The 15,944-nt window shown below is 75.5% G+C and carries 18 protein-coding genes; 10 read left to right on the top strand and 8 right to left on the bottom strand.

The window, feature by feature from the left end; genetic code table 11:
• The first annotated feature begins 86 nt into the window (after nt 1–86).
• On the top strand, nt 87–1,208 hold the full coding sequence (locus Q6349_RS09935; protein ID WP_304603953.1) for an NAD(P)/FAD-dependent oxidoreductase: 1,122 nt from the start codon (nt 87–89) through the stop codon (nt 1,206–1,208).
• Between the two features lie 60 nt (nt 1,209–1,268).
• Nucleotides 1,269–2,897 (top strand): LuxR family transcriptional regulator, encoded by a 1,629-nt coding sequence (locus tag Q6349_RS09930; protein ID WP_304603952.1) that lies wholly within the window; start codon nt 1,269–1,271, stop codon nt 2,895–2,897.
• Between the two features lie 11 nt (nt 2,898–2,908).
• Here Q6349_RS09930 and Q6349_RS09925 read toward each other — a convergent pair whose 3' ends face one another.
• From Q6349_RS09925 to Q6349_RS09905, 5 genes are all read right to left on the bottom strand, one after another.
• Complete coding sequence (locus Q6349_RS09925; RefSeq protein ID WP_304603951.1) at nt 2,909–3,175, bottom strand: SHOCT domain-containing protein; 267 nt, start codon at nt 3,173–3,175, stop codon at nt 2,909–2,911.
• 22 nt (nt 3,176–3,197) lie between these two features.
• Nucleotides 3,198–4,661: a multicopper oxidase family protein gene (locus Q6349_RS09920; protein ID WP_304603950.1), complete on the bottom strand. Its 1,464-nt coding sequence runs from the start codon at nt 4,659–4,661 to the stop codon at nt 3,198–3,200.
• Nucleotides 4,661–4,903, bottom strand: a complete 243-nt coding sequence (locus Q6349_RS09915) for an SHOCT domain-containing protein (RefSeq protein ID WP_304603949.1) — start codon at nt 4,901–4,903, stop codon at nt 4,661–4,663. Before Q6349_RS09915 ends, Q6349_RS09920 begins: the two co-directional genes overlap by 1 nt.
• 98 nt (nt 4,904–5,001) lie before the next feature.
• Nucleotides 5,002–5,424, bottom strand: a complete 423-nt coding sequence (locus Q6349_RS09910) for a hypothetical protein (RefSeq protein ID WP_304603948.1) — start codon at nt 5,422–5,424, stop codon at nt 5,002–5,004.
• Between the two features lie 102 nt (nt 5,425–5,526).
• Nucleotides 5,527–5,814, bottom strand: a complete 288-nt coding sequence (locus Q6349_RS09905) for a hypothetical protein (RefSeq protein ID WP_171245735.1) — start codon at nt 5,812–5,814, stop codon at nt 5,527–5,529.
• A 181-nt stretch (nt 5,815–5,995) separates the two neighbouring features.
• Between Q6349_RS09905 and Q6349_RS09900 the strand changes: the two genes are divergently transcribed.
• Complete coding sequence (locus Q6349_RS09900) at nt 5,996–6,601, top strand: DUF998 domain-containing protein (protein WP_171245736.1); 606 nt, start codon at nt 5,996–5,998, stop codon at nt 6,599–6,601.
• 12 nt (nt 6,602–6,613) lie between these two features.
• Here the strand turns inward: Q6349_RS09900 and Q6349_RS09895 are convergent, their stop codons facing one another.
• Complete coding sequence (locus Q6349_RS09895) at nt 6,614–7,534, bottom strand: NAD(P)-dependent oxidoreductase (protein WP_304603947.1); 921 nt, start codon at nt 7,532–7,534, stop codon at nt 6,614–6,616.
• A 60-nt stretch (nt 7,535–7,594) separates the two neighbouring features.
• On the bottom strand, nt 7,595–8,944 hold the full coding sequence (locus tag Q6349_RS09890; protein WP_171245738.1) for a carboxylesterase family protein: 1,350 nt from the start codon (nt 8,942–8,944) through the stop codon (nt 7,595–7,597).
• Between the two features lie 80 nt (nt 8,945–9,024).
• On the opposite strand from Q6349_RS09890, the gene Q6349_RS09885 reads away from it, so the two are divergent.
• Nucleotides 9,025–9,972 carry an aldo/keto reductase gene (locus Q6349_RS09885; RefSeq protein WP_304603946.1) on the top strand — a complete coding sequence of 316 codons (948 nt, stop codon included), beginning with the start codon at nt 9,025–9,027 and terminating at the stop codon, nt 9,970–9,972.
• Nucleotides 9,973–9,978: 6 nt separating this feature from the next.
• On the opposite strand, the gene Q6349_RS09880 is transcribed toward Q6349_RS09885, so the two are convergent.
• Nucleotides 9,979–10,707, bottom strand: a complete 729-nt coding sequence (locus Q6349_RS09880) for an alpha/beta fold hydrolase (RefSeq protein ID WP_304603945.1) — start codon at nt 10,705–10,707, stop codon at nt 9,979–9,981.
• 103 nt (nt 10,708–10,810) lie between these two features.
• Between Q6349_RS09880 and Q6349_RS09875 the strand changes: the two genes are divergently transcribed.
• From Q6349_RS09875 to Q6349_RS09850, 6 genes are read left to right on the top strand one after another with little or no spacing between them, the layout of a single operon-like run.
• Complete coding sequence (locus Q6349_RS09875) at nt 10,811–11,161, top strand: NADH-quinone oxidoreductase subunit A (protein WP_304603944.1); 351 nt, start codon at nt 10,811–10,813, stop codon at nt 11,159–11,161.
• Nucleotides 11,152–12,192, top strand: a complete 1,041-nt coding sequence (locus Q6349_RS09870) for a hypothetical protein (RefSeq protein ID WP_304603943.1) — start codon at nt 11,152–11,154, stop codon at nt 12,190–12,192. The genes Q6349_RS09875 and Q6349_RS09870 overlap by 10 nt, the downstream gene beginning before the upstream one ends.
• Nucleotides 12,185–13,129 (top strand): NADH-quinone oxidoreductase subunit H, encoded by a 945-nt coding sequence (locus Q6349_RS09865; RefSeq protein ID WP_304603942.1) that lies wholly within the window; start codon nt 12,185–12,187, stop codon nt 13,127–13,129. The genes Q6349_RS09870 and Q6349_RS09865 overlap by 8 nt, the downstream gene beginning before the upstream one ends.
• Nucleotides 13,126–13,686 carry an NADH-quinone oxidoreductase subunit J gene (locus Q6349_RS09860; protein ID WP_304603941.1) on the top strand — a complete coding sequence of 187 codons (561 nt, stop codon included), beginning with the start codon at nt 13,126–13,128 and terminating at the stop codon, nt 13,684–13,686. Before Q6349_RS09865 ends, Q6349_RS09860 begins: the two co-directional genes overlap by 4 nt.
• Complete coding sequence (locus tag Q6349_RS09855) at nt 13,683–13,997, top strand: NADH-quinone oxidoreductase subunit K (protein ID WP_304603940.1); 315 nt, start codon at nt 13,683–13,685, stop codon at nt 13,995–13,997. The genes Q6349_RS09860 and Q6349_RS09855 overlap by 4 nt, the downstream gene beginning before the upstream one ends.
• Nucleotides 13,994–15,943, top strand: coding sequence for a proton-conducting transporter membrane subunit (locus Q6349_RS09850; RefSeq protein WP_304603939.1), 1,950 nt, complete (start codon nt 13,994–13,996; stop codon nt 15,941–15,943). Before Q6349_RS09855 ends, Q6349_RS09850 begins: the two co-directional genes overlap by 4 nt.
• Nucleotide 15,944 lies beyond the last annotated feature (1 nt).

Genomic DNA, 15,944 nt, shown 5'->3' with positions numbered 1-15,944 from the left:
CGCGACGTCCGACCCATCCGGCCCGAGACGGAGATGGGTCGTTCGTCCGATGCCGGGTCCCCGCACCGCGACCTAGCGTCGAGGACATGAACCCGCACCGTCAGCACGTGCAGACCCTCGTCATCGGCGCGGGCCAGGCCGGCCTGGCCACCGCCCACGAGCTGCAGGAACGAGGTGTCCAGGTCCTCGTCGTGGACGGCAACGCCCGGCTCGGCGACAACTGGCGCTGCCACTGGGACTCGTTGCGCCTGTTCACGCCCGTCCGCTACGACGGGCTGCCGGGCCTGCCGTTCCCGGGCGACCCGTGGTCCTACCCCGGCAAGGACGACGTCGCCGACTACCTCGAGCAGTACGCCCTCGAGACGGGCCTGCCCGTGCGGCTGCGCACCCGGGTCGACGGGCTGACCGCGGCACCCGATGGCGGGTTCCTCGCCCACGTGGGCGACGAGGCGATCGCCTGTGACGACGTCGTGGTCGCCACCGGCACCCGCGGGCGCACACCGGCCGTCCCCGACGTCGCCCGGCGGCTGGACCCCTCCGTCCGCCAGCTCCACTCGAGCGAGTACCGGTCGCCGGCGTCCGTGAGCGGCCCCACCCTGGTGGTCGGCACGTCGCACAGCGGCTGCGAGATCGCCTACGAGCTCGCCGCGCACGTCCCGGTGACGCTGTGCGGCCGGTTCACCGGCCGGGAACCGGTGCGGCCGGGGTCGCGCTGGGACCGGATCGGGACGCCCCTTCTCGTCCTCGTGGCCCGGCACGTCCTGACCCGCCGCACCCCGCCGGGGCGGGCCCTCATGCGGCGCCTGCGCGGACCGCACCACGGCCTGCCGACGGCGCGCATCACGCGGCGCGAGCTCGCCGAGCGCGGCGTGACCTGGATCGAGGAACGCGTCGAGGACGTCACCGCTGACGGCCGGCCGCTGCTCGCCGACGGCACCGCGGTGGACGTCGAGACGGTCGTGTGGTGCACCGGCTACGCGCTGGACCACTCCTGGATCGAGCTGCCGGTCCTCGGCGACGACGGATGGCCTCGGGAGTACCGTGGCGTCGCGCACGACGTCCCGGGCCTGTACTTCTGCGGACTGGTCTTCCAGTGGTCGATGGCCTCGATGGTGCTCCCCGGCGTCGCCGCCGACGCCGCGTACGTCGCCGACCACATCGCCCACCGTGCCGCCCGGCCGGTGTCGCGGTCCCTGGCGTCGGCGTGAGCCGCCGCCCTGTCGAGGAGTCGGGGGCGGAGCTATCGTCGGGAGCAGGGATGATCTGCGATGGGTGCACCGGAGGACCTCGACCTCGCTCGCGCGGCCTACGAGCGGCGTGACTGGATCTCGGCCTACCGCCTGCTGAGCGCCCTCGACGACGACGCGTTGGTCGGCCCCGACTTCGTCGCTCTCGCCACCGCGGCATACCTGGTGGGACGGCACGACGACGTCGTCCAGGCCCTGCACCGCGCCTACCGCTCCTCCGAGAAGGCCCGTGACCTGCGCGGGGCCGCACGGGCCGCGCTGTGGCTGACCACCGTCCTGGAGGACGCGGGAGAGCGAGCGGTCGCCCACGGCTGGCTGTCCCGGGCCGAGGGCTTGCTCGGGCGGCTGGACGAGGACGTCGTCGAGCACGGGTACCTGCGCGAGCGCCAGACCTTCGCCCACCTGGCGCGCGGGGAGATCGCCGACGCCCTCGCGCTCGCGCCGACCGTCACGGCCTACGGTCGACGGTTCGCCGACCCGGACCTCGCCGCGGCGGGGCTGGTCGTCGAGGGGCGGCTGCGGATCTACACCGGCGACGTGCCTGGTGGTCTCGCGCTCGTCGACGAGGCGATGGCGTCGGTCGTGGCCGGTGAGACCTCGCCGATCTACTCCGGCCTCGCCTTCTGCGCCGCGATCGAGGCGTGCCAGGAGCTGTCCGACCTCGGACGCGCCCACGAGTGGACCCGGGCGATGTCGACGTGGTGCGACCGCCAGGCCGGCCTGGTGGCGTTCACCGGTCAGTGCGCCGTGCACCGCGGCCAGCTGCTGCGCATGCACGGCGCGTTCCCGGACGCGGTGCGCGAGCTGGAGGACGCTGCCGCGCGGCACGGCACCGCCGGCGGGGGAGCGGCCGCCGGTCTCGCTCACTACGAGCGCGGCGAGGCGCTGCGTGTCCTCGGCCGGGAGGACGACGCCGCATCCGCCTACGACCGGGCGACCGGTCTCGGCCACCCGGGTCAGCCCGGCCGGGCGCTGCTGTGGCTCGCGCGCGGCGAGACCGACGCCGCCGAGCGCGCGATCCGTGTGTCGCTCGCCGAGGCCGTCGACCCGGTGCGGCGCTCGGCCCTGCTCCCGGCCGCGGTCGAGATCCTGACCGCGGCGGGAGAGGTCGACGAGGCGGCGGGGCTCGCCGACGAGATCCGTGCCACCGCCGACGAGTTCGGCAGCGTCGCCCTGGCCGCCGCCGGGGCGTACGCGACGGCATCCGTCGCTCTCGCCCGCGGCGACGCCGAACGCGCGCTGGCCGCCGCCCGTCGTGCCGGGACGTCGTGGGGTGGTCTCGAGGCCCCCTACGAGTGCGCCCGGTGCCGCGTGCTGGTCGCGCGCGCGCTGCGAGCGCTGGGTGACGAGCGGTCGGCGCTCGCCGAGCTCGAGCCGGCCGCCCGGACCTTCGCCGAGCTGGGCGCGATGCCCGCCTCGGCCGAGGTGGCGGCGCTGCTGCCCGGGGAGGTTCGGCCCGGCGGTCTGAGCGCCCGGGAGGTCGAGGTGCTGTGCCTGGTCGCCGAGGGGTACACCAACGCCGAGATCGCGGCCGAGCTGGTGCTGTCGGTCAAGACGGTGGCGCGGCACCTGTCGAACATCTTCGCCAAGCTCGACGTCGGGTCGCGCGCGGCGGCCGTCGCCTACGCCTACGAGCACCGCCTGGTGTGATCACGCCGGGATCAGCGCTCGGTGCCGTCCCGCAGGCGCCGGCGGCGGTCCTGGTACTCCTCGTCGGTGAGCTCACCACGGGCGTACCGCTCGTCGAGGATCTCCTCGGCCCGGCTCGGCGGGCGCCCCGGCGTCGCGGGAGGTGCCTGGCCGCCGCCTCGAGAGTTCCCGCTGCTTCGGACGGCCAGCACCACCGCCAGCACCACCAGCACCACGCCGACGACGATCAGCGGCCACACGAGCCACATCCATCCCATGCCGAATCCGTCGCCCATCATGGCTCTCTCCCTCCTGTCGGCGTCACCGGGCGGTGACGACGCCCATCATTCCCAGGTCCTCGTGATCGAGGATGTGGCAGTGGTACACGGTGCGTCCGCCGAAGTCCTCGAACGGCACCCGCACGGTCACGCTCTGCCCGGCCGGGACGTCGACCACGTCGAGCCAGAGCGGGGCCGGGGGGTCGACGCCGGCGGCGGTGACCACCTGCATCGGCCAGACGTGCAGGTGGAAGGGGTGGTTCATCGGGCTGTCGTTGACGATGGTCCACTCCTCGACCGTGCCCAGCCTCACCTGCTGGTCGACGCGCTCGGGGTCGAAGGTCCGCCCGTCGATGGTGAACCGGCCGCCGTCCCCGGCCATCGTGCCGCCCCTCCCCATCGCGAACCGGAGGGTGCGGCGCCGGTCGACCGGCGCGCCGCGGAGGTCGCGCGGTGCGGGGGCGGGCGGCAGCGGGCCGAGGTCCGCCCCCGGGCCGGCGGCGACGGCGAGGTCGGCCACCACGACGGGGTCGTCGCCCCCGGCGCCCGTGCCCCCGCCCATCATCCGACCCATCGGCCCGCCGCGGTCGAACGGAGCGGCGACCAGCTCACCGGTGCCCTCGCGCATGTCCACGACGAGGTCGAGGCGGTTGCCGGGGGCGAGCACGGCGTCGTCCAGCGACGGCATGCCCGTGGACCGCGGGCCGTCACGCCCGATCACCCGGACGCTCTGACCGGCCAGGCTCAGGTCCACGTACCGGGAGGCGCAGGCGTTGACGATCCGCCAGCGCTCGCGTTCCCCGGCCGCCGCCCGCAGGCGAGGGCGCCGCTGCCCGTTGACGAGGAGCAGCTCACCCTCACGCCCCGTCATGCGCTCCGGCGCCGAGGGCGCCGCGACGGCTCCGGCGCCGTCCAGGGTGATGTCGGCGATCACCAGGGTGCGCTCGCGGGTGACGGGGAGCGCGTCGTCCTCCTCGACGACGATGGCGCCGTAGAGGCCCCCGAACAGCTGGTCCGCGACGGTGCCGTGGTGGTGCGGGTGGTACCAGTACGTCCCGGCCGGGTGATCGGCGGGCAGCATGTACTCGTACTGCTGGGACCCGCCGGGCTCGACGGCGAGGAAGACGTTGTCCGCGGTGCCCTCGGGCGAGACGTGCAGGCCGTGCACGTGGAGGTTGGTCGTCTCGTCCGTGCTGTTGACGAGCTCGACGCGCACCGTGTCCCCGGCGCGCACCCGCAGGGTCGGACCGGGAACACCGCCGTTGTACGCCAGGGTGGTGGCCCGTCGTCCGGCGATCTCGTGGGTCCCGCGGGCCGCCTCCAGCCGGACGTCGAGCACGCCGTCGGTGCTGCGCACGACCTCGGGGGCGCGGAGGGTCTCGCCCGTCGCTCCCGAGGTCGTGCCGGTGGTGCTCAGCTCGCGCCAGAGACCCACGCCCCCCACGGTGGCGCTGACGAGCCCCAGCCCGCCGAGGGTCAACGCGGTGCGCCGGCTGATGGGCTCCATCAGCGCTCCAGGACCCGGCGTCGGTGGTCGTACTCCTCGGTGCTCAGCTCGCCGGCGGCGTACCGCTCGTCGAGGATCTCTCGCGCCGTCGAGGTCGCGGCCCGCGGTCTCGCGGGCGCGGCGGGCGTGTCGTCCGGGCGGGCGCGGTGCGGGGGGCGGAGGCCGCCGACGAGCACGCGCACGGCCGTGACGCCGAGCAGCGTGGCACCGAGCACGAGCAGTGCCAGGTAGAGCCACGTCATGTGCGCATCGTCTCCGGCGTCAGGGGGCGTCGTCCAGATACCCCCCACCGTAACAATCGGGGCGTCGCGCCACACCCGTCACCGACGGGTGAGAGGGCTCACCCGCAGCTGTCGCAGACCCCCGTCGCGGGCAGGGCCATGAAGCACGACGGGCACACGGGGGTGGGCTTCTCCGGCTCGGGAGCCTTGCGAGGCGTGGTGGGCCGGGAGGCCGTCGTGCGGCGTGCGGTCGTCCGGGAGGACGGGGCGCCCGTGACGTCGAACCCGCGCTTGCTCAGCAGCGTGCCCACGGCGACCTTGCCCCCGGTCATCTCCTCGGGCAGGGCGGCCCGTCCGGTCGCGTAGCGGTGCGCGACGGCGAGCAGGGCCGTGGCGTCGTAGGTCCGGCCCTCGTGCGTCAGCGTGACCCCCGGGGTCGGGGTGAACCCGTAGACGCTGAGGAACGCGGTGGCACCGCGGTCGTCGTGCTCGGCGATCGCCGAGAGCACGTGCGGACGCGTGACGGAGGAGAAGGTGGCCATGGCCCGAGGGTAGGTCACGACACCGTGCTGACCGGCCCCCGACCGGTGTGACGATGTTCCCAGGGCGCCCGGGGGTCGACCGTCCCCGGGCGCCACCGCAGGTCACATGCAGGCGTCGATGGACAGCCCGAGCTCATCGGCGACGAACACCCCGAGGTCGGCCATGGTGGCGTCCTCGCCGAGCGCGGAGCGGGCCAGGTTGCGCAGCCCCACACGTGGGGTGGCGAACGACGACGAGTGCTCGCCCATCATCTGCATCTGGGCGAACACGGCCGAGGCCTGGCCCCAGCAGGACGGGTGCGGTCCGTGCCCCGCGGCGGCGGCCGGGGCGGCGGCGAGGGGAGCGGCGAGCAGGGCGAGCGTGGCAGCGCCGACAGCGAGCTTCTTCATCTCGGAACCTCCTGGGGGTCGGGTGACCGGGCGGACTCGCCGTCGAGCCTGCTCCTGCGTCACCGGGTCGAACGTAGGCAGGTCGGCGGGCGCACGCTCGCGGGGCGGCCCACGCCCGCGCGGACTTCACCCGGCGTCACGACGTCGCGCCCGACCGGCGCGACGATGAGATCGTGAGGTCGTGAGTCGATCCTCGGCGGTGACGGTGCTGGTCCTGCTCGGTGCTGCTCTGCTGTGCCTGGCCCTCGCCCCGCTGGCCGTCCCCGACTCCTACGACGTCGTGCGGCACTCGGTGAGCGAGTCCGCGGGACAAGGGGTGCCGGGTGCCTGGGTGGCGCGCACGGGGTTCGTGCTGCTCGGGCTCGCGGTGCTGGTCGAGGCCGCGCGCGCGGGGGAGGCGTGGGGTCCGTGGGGGCGCGGCGCGCACGCGGTCTACGGCGCCGGGATGTTCGGTGTCGCGGTGTTCTCCCACAGCCCCTGGTACAGCGCCGCCTGGGACCGGGCCGAGGACACCCTGCACACGGTGGCGTCGACGACCGTCGGGTTCGCCTTCATGGTCGGCGTGCTGGCCGTGACGATCCGCCGGGGACGTCGACCCGGCTGGATCCGCGTCCTGGACATCGTCGCGCTCGTCGCCGCCGTGGTGCTGCCGTTGACGATGCTGACCATGCCGTTCGTGGCGGGCGCGGCCCAGCGACTGCTCTTCGCGATCGGCCTCACCTGGTACGGCGTCGAGGCCGTGCGGCTCGCCCGCCCCGACGCGCCCGGCAGGTACCGGGAGCTGTGAGGCCCCGGGGTCTCAGTACCCGGTCCGCGGATCGACGACACCCACCATCGGCTCGTCCCGCACGAAGCGGTGCAGGTTCTCCTCGACCCGTCGGCGCAGCAGCGGGTCGACCATCTCCGGGGTGTCGGCCGTGTGCGGTGTCACCAGGGCGTTCGGCAGCTCCCACAGCGGGTGCCCCGGCGGCAGCGGCTCGGGATCGGTGACGTCGAGCCCCGCGGCCCCGACCCGACCCGACCGCAGGGCGGCCACGAGCGCGTCGGTGTCGACCAGCGCGCCCCGGGCCACGTTGACCAGCACGGCGCCGGGCCGCATCGCCGCGAGCTCGGCGGCCCCGATCATCGCCCGCGTGCGGTCCGTGAGTGCGGCGGCGAGCACGACGACGTCCGCCCGCCCGAGCTCGTCCCGCAACCTCTCGGAGGTCACGACCCGGGCGCCGTCGACCGGCTCCGGGCGGCGGCGCACCACGACCGCACGGGTGCGGAACGGCCCCAGCAGCTCCAGGAAGGACCGGGCGATCCCGCCGGCTCCGACCACGAGCACCTCGGCCTCGTAGAGCGTCCGGCCGAACTCCGGCCCCCACGAGCGGGTGCGGGCCCGCTCGGGCAGGCGGCGCAGCGCGGCGAGGGTCAGGGCGAGGGCGTGCTCGGCCACGGGCTCCGCGAAGGACCCCTTGGCCGAGGTCCACGTGCGGGTCGAGTCGATGAGACCGGCCTCCAGGCCGGCGTCGACACCGGCGGAGGGGAGCTGGACCCACCGGGCCTCGGGCGCCGCCGACAGCGCCGGGCCGAGCCCGTCCACACCCAGGGGCCCGAACCACAGCAGCCCCTCGGTCTCGGCGCCGAGCGGCACGAGCCGGGCCCCGGCCGCGGCGACGGCGTCGGGCACCCAGTCCGGAGCCTGAGGGGCAGCACTGATCGCGGGACGTGACGTCATGAGGGCCTTTCGGTGCGGGAACGTGGTGCAGGAGGGCGGCGGCCGGACCCGCGCCTGTCGTCAGTCGACGCGCAGCAGGCCCGGGATGTCCGTGGGCGGGCGGCCCGTCCGGGCGAACTGGGCCCAGGCGCCGCGCAGCAGCCGACCGCTGGCGACGAGCTCTGCGTCGTCGCGGCCGGCCACGACCGGCACGCCGCGCCAGCTCTCCGGGTCCCCGAGCAGCAGGGGCAGCTCGGTGGCGTGCGCCGCGCGCAGCGGGTGCTCGGTCGGGCCGCCCAGGAAGGTGTAGCGCGCCGCACGGCCGCCGGCACGCCGGTGCCGTTCGACGAACTGGTCGACCGCGCGGCCGTAGACGGCGCGGGTCAACCCGTGCCCGACGCCCTCGCGCAGCGCCGGTCCCACGGCGGGCACCATGGTGCGGGGCAGGACCCCCTCGACGAACAGTGCCGTCTCGCGCGCGTTCGTCCCGATCAGCAGGTCGACGTCCGGCGCGACGCGGCTCCACGCCGCCTCGAGGTGCTCCTCGGGAGGCACGGGAGGGTAGCCGTGCTGGGGACCGAAGGGCATCGCCGCCCGGAGCCCGTACCGGGGCAGCACACGGCGCACGGCCCGTCGCTGGGCGGCGAGGAGCTCGTCCAGATCGGCGTCGTCGGGCACGCCGCGGACCTCGGCCGCCATCGTGGCGGCCATCTGCGCGCGGCGCCGGGAGATCCCCAGCGGCGGGCTCTGCACCACGGCGCGCCGGAACAGTCCCGCGGCGCCGTCGGCGACCATGAGCCGGGTGATCGCGTCGGCGCCCGCGGACTCGCCCATGACGGTCACCGACGCCGGGTCGCCGCCGAACGCCTCGGCGTTGCGGGCCACCCAGCGCAGCGCGGACAGCATGTCCCGCAGGCCGAGGTTGGCGGGGCGGCCGTCGTCGCCGAGGAACCCCAGGACCCCCAGCCGGTAGGTCACCGCGACCACGACGACCCGGTGCTCGCGCACGAGCGCCGACGGGTCGTAGCTGATGGCGTCACCGGCACCCGAGACGTAGGACCCCCCGTGGATCCAGACGATCACCGGCAAGCCCTCTCCCGGTCGCACGTCCGCCGGGGCGGTCACCGTCAGGCGCAGGCAGTCCTCCGACGGGGGCAGCGGGCGCGCCGAGTCCGGCCCGAAGACGTCCAGACCGATCGGGTCGGGGTTCTGCGGCGACGACGGCGAGAACCCGGTGGCGTCCACCGTCCCGGCGGCCGGCGGCTCGTCCACGGGCGGCGAGAACCTCGCGGCACGGGCGTAGCGGATCCCACCGGCGCGCAGCACGTCGCCGCCGACGCTCGCCCGGAACCTGCCTGCCGGGGCGTCCACGACGCGGTCGTCCCGGTCGTGCCGTGCCGTCGCCGTCGTGTCCGTCGTCCGGTGCCTCATGTGCTCCACCTCCGCCGCCGCCCCGGGTCCCGTCGGGCCGACGCCGGAATGCGCGCGGCCCCTCCTCGATTGTCTCCCGTATGACTCCGTCGACGATCACAGCACATCTCGGTTCCCTCGACCTCGCGAACGCTCCGCTGGCCCTCGGCGGCAACGTGTTCGGCTGGACGGCCGACGACGACGCGTCCTTCGGCGTGCTGGACGCCTTCGTCCGGGCCGGTGGGCGGATGGTCGACACCGCCGACGCCTACTCCGCCTGGGCACCGGGGCACACCGGCGGCGAGAGCGAGGCCACGATCGGCCGCTGGCTGGAGCGCGGGGGACGCCGCGACGACGTCGTGATCGCCACCAAGGTCTCCCGGCACCCGGGGTTCCCGGGGCTGTCCGCCGGCAACGTCCGCGCCGCCGCGGAGGCGTCCCTGCAGCGGCTCGGGACCGACCACGTCGACCTGTACTACGCGCACGCCGACGACCCCGACACCCCGGTCGCCGAGGCCGCCACGGCGTTCTCCCGGCTCGTCGAGGACGGCCTGGTCCGCGAGATCGGGCTGTCGAACTACACCCCCGAGCGCATCGCCGAGTGGTTCGCCGTCGCCGAGGCCGAGGGGCTGCACCGGCCCGTCGCGCTGCAGCCGCTCTACAACCTCGTCGAGCGAGGGTTCGAGGGCGCGTCGCGGGACGCCGCGCAGCGTCACGGTCTGGGTGTGCTGCCGTACTCGGCGCTGGCCTCGGGGTTCCTCACGGGCGCCTACCGTGACGGCGTCGCGCCGGACAGCCCGCGGGCCGGGCGCGCGTCGCGCTACCTCGACGAGCGCGGACGGCGTGTGCTGGCCGTGCTGGACGACCTCGCCGCCACGCACGACGTGCCGGTGGCCTCGGTGGCCCTCGCCTGGCTGCGCTCGCGGCCGACCGTGGTCGCGCCGATCGCCTCCGCCCGCCACACCGAGCAGCTCGACGCCCTGCTGACGTCCATGACGCTCGAGCTCGCACCGGACGAGCTCGAGCACCTCACCGCCGCCTCCGCCTGAGCCGGTTCACCGCCGCACGTCGAGGTCGCCGAGGAACGCCGCGACGTCGGCCGCGACCCGCTCCGGCCGCTCCCAGAGCACCAGGTGGCCGGTGGCCGCGTAGACGATCCCGCGGGCGCGCGGGACGGCCGCCAGGATCCGGTCGTGGCTGGGGCCCACGACGTCGTCCAGCTCCCCGCTCAGGACCAGCGTCGGCAGATCGATCGTGCCCGTGAGCAGGGGCGGCGTCGACTCGGTCAACCCCTGGAGCGACGCCTGCCAGACGTCGGCGCCCAGGTCGGCGGCCTCGGCGGCACGTGCCGTGAGGAAGGCCGGGTCGATCGCCGTGCCCGTGCCGTACCAGGCCAGGGAGTCCCGGACCCACTCGGGGTCGATCGGGTCGGTGAGCCGGTCGACGTCCTCGGCGAACGGCGGCCTGCCACGCAGGTCCGCGGGCGCGCCGACCAGGACCAGCCCGTCCAGCAGGTCGGGGCGGTCGACGGCGAGCTGCTGGGCCACGTAGCCGCCGCTGGAGGTCCCGAGCGCCACGGTGGGTCCGTCCACCGACGCACGGGTCAGGGCGTCGGCGGCGCGGGTGGCCAGGGCAGGGACCGACCAGTCGGTGACGGTCGGGGTGGACAGCTCGACGACGAGAGGGGTGACCGCCGGCGGGAGCTGGCGGATCAGGCGCTCGAAGACGCCGCCCGTCTCGCACCAACCCGGCAGCAGGGCGAGCGTCGTCCGGCGGTGGGCCATGTCCCGAGCCTATGTCCGCTGCTCGCGTCCCGGTTCTCGGGATGCCGAGCCGGTCCACGGCCACCATCATGGGCGCTGCCGACACGACCACCACGACGGGACGGTGAGTGCACGGATGGCCCTGGCGGGACTCGTGGCAGGGATCGCCCTGCTGCTGCTCGGCCTGCGGGGCGCGGCTACCGCGCTCGCGGTGGCCCGGACGCCCGCGATGAGTCTCCCCTTCGAGTCCGGGGTCCTGCCGACCCAGCACGCCGTGTCACGGTTCCACGTGCGGTGGTACGCGGTGAGCGTGCTCTTCCTGGCCTTCGACATGGAGATGGTCTTCATGTACCCCTGGGCGGTCGTCGTCGCGCAGATGGGGGCGACGTCCGTCGTGGAGATGTTCGGGTTCCTGGCGGTGCTGCTGGTGGGTGTGGTGTACGCCTGGCGCGAAGGAGCGCTGCGATGGGCCTGAGCGCACGGCTGTGGGGCTTCGCGCTGGGGCGGCCCCGCGTGCTCGTCGTCGCCCCGGGAGCGACCGCGGCCGGGCAGGAGGTCGAGTCCGCCCTGCTGCGACGGGGGTGGCCGCCGGCACTCTCACCGGCGGGTGCGGACCTCCTCGTCGTCGTCGGCGATCCCGGTCCCGAGCTCGGCGGCGCCGTCGAGGTGCTCTGGTCGCAGATGCCCGCACCGCGGGCGCGGACCCGGGTGGATCGGCCCGCGGAGGTCGGTGCTCGCCTCGACGCCGCCGCGGCGTCGCTGGTGGACCGCGGCGCGCAGCGTCGGTCGGCCGACGCCGACGGCGACCCGTGGATCGGCCGGGGGGCGCAGCCGGACGGCCCCGACCACGAGGACCACGAGGACCACGACGAGCACGGCCACGGGGGCCACGGGGGCCACGGGGACATGGAGGTGGCCGGCCTGCCGATGGCGTCCTCGGCCCCCGACCGCGACGGCCTGGAGCTCGAGGCCCTGGACGTCACGCTGGGTCCCTGGCTGCCCGGGTCCCCGGACGGTCTCGTCGTGCGGGCCACCATGCAGGGTGACGTGCTGAGCGGTGCCGGTGTGCGCTGGGCGGACGGCGTCACGGCCGCGCCCCGCCCGGCACAGCTGCGTGCCCTGGACGCCGTGTGCCGCGTCCTGGTCCTCGCCGGACCCGAGCGCGACCTGCACCGCGCCCGCCGCGCCCGGGACGCCGTCGGGCAGCAGCGTCCGTCGGCGTCGGAGCAGGTGAGCCGGCTCGCCCGGGACCTGCGCGGCTCCCGCCGGCTGCGGTGGTCCCTGCGCGGCCTGCCCGCGCCGCAGGGCACGGACGTCCTCGACCGTCTGCACACCTGGTGCGACGTCCTCGACGGCGCCGCCCCGCCCGAGCCGGTGCCGCCCCAGGCCGTGGCCGTGGCGCTGGAGGGCGCCGAGCTCGCCGCCGCCCGGCTCGCGGTGGCGAGCGTCGAGGTGGGGCCGGGGGAGCGCGAACCGGCCGCCGACGAGGGGGACCGACTTGCCTGAGACCGTCTGGACCTCGCCGTGGGCGGGACCGGTCGTGGTGGCCGTGGCGCTGCTGCTCGGGCTCGTGCTCGCCGTGATGGACGCCCTGGCACGCCGCGCCCCGGCGGGCGGGCGTCGCGCGGACGTGGTCGTCGCTCCGGTGCGCGACGGTGCCCGGATGCTGCTCGAACGGCGCCGGACGACGATCGCCCCGGACCGGTTGCTCAGCACGGTGGCGGTGCCGGCCGTGCCCGTCCTGGCCCTGATGTCGGCCGCGGTGCTGCCGTTCGGAGGACGCAGCGTGGTCTCGACGTCGGCGGACCTGGTGTGGTTCAACGCGGCCGAGGCGCTGCTGTGGGCCGCGGTCTGGCTGCTGGGCTGGGGACCGAACGCGGTGCACCCCCTGGTGGGCGCCTACCGGTTCCTGGCCCAGGGCCTGGCCTACGAGCTGCCGTTGATGTTCGCGATCATCACGGTCGGGGTGGGCGCGGGCTCGCTGCGCGCCACGGACGTCGTCACCGCCCAGGCCGGCGGGGCCTGGTTCCTGTGGACCATGCCGGTGGCGTTCGTCGTCTTCCTGATCGGCGCGGCGGCTTTCGCCTTCTGGGGGCCGTTCGGCGCCCCCGCCGGGGCCGACGTCGCCGGGGGAGTGCTGGCCGAGACCTCCGGCGTCGACCGGCTCCTGGTCCAGGTCGGCCGTGCGACCTTCCTCGGCGTCGCCGCCGCCACCGCCGCGGCATGGTTCCTCGGGGGCGAGGACGGGCCAGGACTGCCCGGCCCGGTCTGGTACGCCCTGAAGACGCTCGCCGTCATGGCTCTGCTGGTCGGGGTGGGGCGGCGCTGGCCGGTCGTGCGCCCCGAACGGTTCGCCGACGTCGCCTGGGTGGTGCTGCTGCCGGCCACCGTCGTGCAGTCCGCCGTGGCGGCGGTGCTCGTGCTGGGAGGTTTCTACCGATGACCGAGCTGCTGCTCCTGGCCGTCCTCGGCGCCGTGGCGGTGTGCACCGGGGTGCTGGTGTTCGTCGTCGACTCCATGGCGCGCGCGACGTTCTCCCTGCTCGCGTCCTTCCTCGCCACCGGCGCCGCGCTGCTCCTGATGGACCTGGCCTACCTCGGGCTGCTGACCATCCTGATGATGACCATCGAGATGGCGATCATGGCGGTGTTCATGATCATGCTGATGATGAACCCCGCCGGGCTCATGCCCATGACCATGGTGCACAACACCCGGGGCTCGATCGCGGCGGGGGTCGTGGCGTTCGTCGTGCTGACGGTCGGGGTGTGGACCGTCGACTGGCCCGACCGGCCCGGACCCCGGCCCGCGAACGCGACCGTCCAGGTCGGCGAGGCGATCATGGGGGACTACATGCTCGTGATGATCGTGGTGGGGGTCGTCCTGCTCGCCACCATGGTGGCGGGCATCGCGCTGGCCACGCACCGCGGACGCTACGACCGGTTCGGGGCCGACCTGGAACGCGACCCCGACGACCCCGTGCGCGGAGGGCTGCCCCGATGACCGAGGTCACCCTGCAGGTCGTGCTGACCGTCGCCGCCGCCCTCGTGGGTACCGGCCTGTTCGGCGCGCTGTCCCAGCAGTCGATCGTCATGGTCATGATGGGCCTCGAGCTCGTGGTCAACGGCGTCATCCTGGCCGCCGGTGCCGCCTGGGCCTACCTCACCCCGCAGCTGCCCGGGGCGCAGGTGCTCGTGCTCGTGGCCACCGTCGTCATGGCGGTGGAGATGGCGATGGGATTCTCCGTCGCCCTGGCGATCTATCGCGCCCGACAGGTCGACACGGTCGACGCCGCCGAGGACCTCGCCGGATGAGCGCCGCCCTGCTGCTGGTCGTGCTGCTGCCCGCCGTCGGCGGGACGGCACTGCTGCTCGGGCGGCACCGGCTGGACGGGGTCGCGGCACCCCTGGCGCTCGGGCTCGGGCTGGTCGGCGCGGCTCTCGCGATCGTGGCCGCCACGGGGCGACCCACCGTCTCGGTCTCGTTCCTGGGCAGCGGCGCCGCGGCCGTCGCCGACGGTGCGGATCTCGCGCTGGCGGTGGACGGGCTCTCGGCGGTGCTCACGGTGACCGTCGCCGTCGTCGCGCTGACCGTCACCGTGCACGCCGCGGTCGACCACGAGGCGCGCACCTCGCGGGCCCGGTTCTTCGGCTACTGGCTGCTGTTCGTCGCCGCGATGCAGCTGACCGTCACGGCGACGACCTTTCCGGCGCTGATGCTCGGCTGGGAGGTCATGGGGGCGACCTCCTACGCCCTCATCGGCTTCCGGTGGCGGCTGGCGGGACGGACGTCCGCGGGTACGACGGCGCTGCTGACCACCCGGGCCGCTGACCTCGGCCTGTACGTCGCCGCCGGTGCCGTGCTCGCCGGCAGCGGCAGCCTGGGCCTGTCCGGCCTCGAGGGGCTGCCGGCGCCCTGGGCGGCGGTGGCGACGACCGGCGTCGTCGTCGCCGCGCTCGGCAAGTCGGCCCAGCTGCCGCTGTCCGGCTGGCTGTCCGCCGCGATGCAGGGTCCCAGCCCGGTCTCGGCGCTGCTGCACTCGGCCACCATGGTCGCGGCCGGCGGCTACCTGCTCCTGCGACTCGGCCCTGCCCTGGCCGACGGCGCCGCCCCGGTGGTGGCCTGGGTCGGGGCCGCGACGGCGCTGGCGCTCGGGCTCGTCGCCGTGGCGCAGACCGACCTCAAGCAGCTGCTGGCCGCGAGCACCGCGGCGCAGATGGGGTTCGTCGTCCTGGCCGCCGGGGCGTGGGCCGCCGGCGCCGGTACCGGGCTGCTCGGTGGCGTCGAGCACCTGGTGGCGCACGCGGCGGTGAAGGCCGGGCTGTTCGTGGCGGCCGGCATCTGGCTCGGTGCGCTCGGCACGCGGGCGCTGGCCGAGCTGCGCGGCGCCGGCCGCCGGTACCCGCTCGTCGGGGCCGCGTCGGTCGCCGCGGCGGCGGCCCTGGCCGGTGTCCCACCGCTGTCGCTGTGGGTGACCAAGGACGAGATCCTGGCCGGGGCGGAGGAGGCGCACCTGGCCGGCGGCGCCGTGCTGCACGTCGTGGCCCTGGTGGCCGGCGCGCTGTCCGCCGCCTACGCCGCGAAGATCGTCGCGGTGGTGCTCGCCCCGCGGCACCCGGGCGACGGCTCCCGCGCACCGCGTCCGGCGGTCGCCGCCGCGCTGGCGCTCGCCGCGGCCGCGGTGGGCCTGGGGGCGTTCGCCCTTCCCGTCGTTCGCGACGGCGCCGCCCGGGTCCTCGGCGCGCAGCCCGGACCCGCCCCCACGCCCGGCGCACTGGTGCTCTCCGGCGGGCTCGCCGTCGTCGTGGCGGCCGTGGTGCTGTGGCGCCCCGCCCTGGTACGGGTCGCCGAGCGCGCACCGCTGACGTCGTGGTGGGCCATGCCCGCGCTGCTCGTGACGGTCGGCCGCGGTGTCCGCGCCCTGGCGCGCCGGGTCGACCGGGTGGACGGCGGTCTGGACCGCTCCGTCCACGCCGTGGCGAGGGCGGTCCCGCGGCTGGCCGGGCGGGTCGCCGTCCTCGACGACTCCGGGATCCATCGCGCGGTGCGGCGCACCGCCGGGCTCGCGGTGGCCGGTGCCCGCCGTGCGGCGGTCCTGGACGACCGCCGCGTCGACGGCGCCGTGCGCGACGTCGCCTCCGGCGTGGCACGGGCCGGGCACGCCGCGCGGCGCCTGCAGACCGGACTGCTGCACCAGTACTACGCCCAGGCGGCGGCCGGTCTCGGCCTGCTGCTGCTCCTGCTGCTCCTCGTGAGGTGAC

The sequence above is a fragment of the Isoptericola sp. 178 genome (assembly GCF_030586525.1).
Classification (GTDB): Bacteria; Actinomycetota; Actinomycetes; order Actinomycetales; family Cellulomonadaceae; genus Isoptericola; species Isoptericola sediminis.
This window is presented reverse-complemented; position numbering and strand designations above follow the sequence as displayed.

What these genes read in the sequence shown, in the direction of transcription:
- Q6349_RS09885 (WP_304603946.1), top strand. Translation starts at nt 9,025, where the DNA reads ATGACTCCGTCGACGATCACAGCACATCTCGGTTCCCTCGACCTCGCG.
- Q6349_RS09930 (WP_304603952.1), top strand. Translation starts at nt 1,269, where the DNA reads ATGGGTGCACCGGAGGACCTCGACCTCGCTCGCGCGGCCTACGAGCGG.
- Q6349_RS09910 (WP_304603948.1), bottom strand. Translation starts at nt 5,424, where the DNA reads ATGGCCACCTTCTCCTCCGTCACGCGTCCGCACGTGCTCTCGGCGATC.
- Q6349_RS09935 (WP_304603953.1), top strand. Translation starts at nt 87, where the DNA reads ATGAACCCGCACCGTCAGCACGTGCAGACCCTCGTCATCGGCGCGGGC.
- Q6349_RS09915 (WP_304603949.1), bottom strand. Translation starts at nt 4,903, where the DNA reads ATGACGTGGCTCTACCTGGCACTGCTCGTGCTCGGTGCCACGCTGCTC.
- Q6349_RS09890 (WP_171245738.1), bottom strand. Translation starts at nt 8,944, where the DNA reads ATGAGGCACCGGACGACGGACACGACGGCGACGGCACGGCACGACCGG.
- Q6349_RS09920 (WP_304603950.1), bottom strand. Translation starts at nt 4,661, where the DNA reads ATGGAGCCCATCAGCCGGCGCACCGCGTTGACCCTCGGCGGGCTGGGG.
- Q6349_RS09860 (WP_304603941.1), top strand. Translation starts at nt 13,126, where the DNA reads ATGACCGAGCTGCTGCTCCTGGCCGTCCTCGGCGCCGTGGCGGTGTGC.
- Q6349_RS09850 (WP_304603939.1), top strand. Translation starts at nt 13,994, where the DNA reads ATGAGCGCCGCCCTGCTGCTGGTCGTGCTGCTGCCCGCCGTCGGCGGG.
- Q6349_RS09905 (WP_171245735.1), bottom strand. Translation starts at nt 5,814, where the DNA reads ATGAAGAAGCTCGCTGTCGGCGCTGCCACGCTCGCCCTGCTCGCCGCT.
- Q6349_RS09855 (WP_304603940.1), top strand. Translation starts at nt 13,683, where the DNA reads ATGACCGAGGTCACCCTGCAGGTCGTGCTGACCGTCGCCGCCGCCCTC.
- Q6349_RS09895 (WP_304603947.1), bottom strand. Translation starts at nt 7,534, where the DNA reads ATGACGTCACGTCCCGCGATCAGTGCTGCCCCTCAGGCTCCGGACTGG.
- Q6349_RS09870 (WP_304603943.1), top strand. Translation starts at nt 11,152, where the DNA reads ATGGGCCTGAGCGCACGGCTGTGGGGCTTCGCGCTGGGGCGGCCCCGC.
- Q6349_RS09880 (WP_304603945.1), bottom strand. Translation starts at nt 10,707, where the DNA reads ATGGCCCACCGCCGGACGACGCTCGCCCTGCTGCCGGGTTGGTGCGAG.
- Q6349_RS09925 (WP_304603951.1), bottom strand. Translation starts at nt 3,175, where the DNA reads ATGATGGGCGACGGATTCGGCATGGGATGGATGTGGCTCGTGTGGCCG.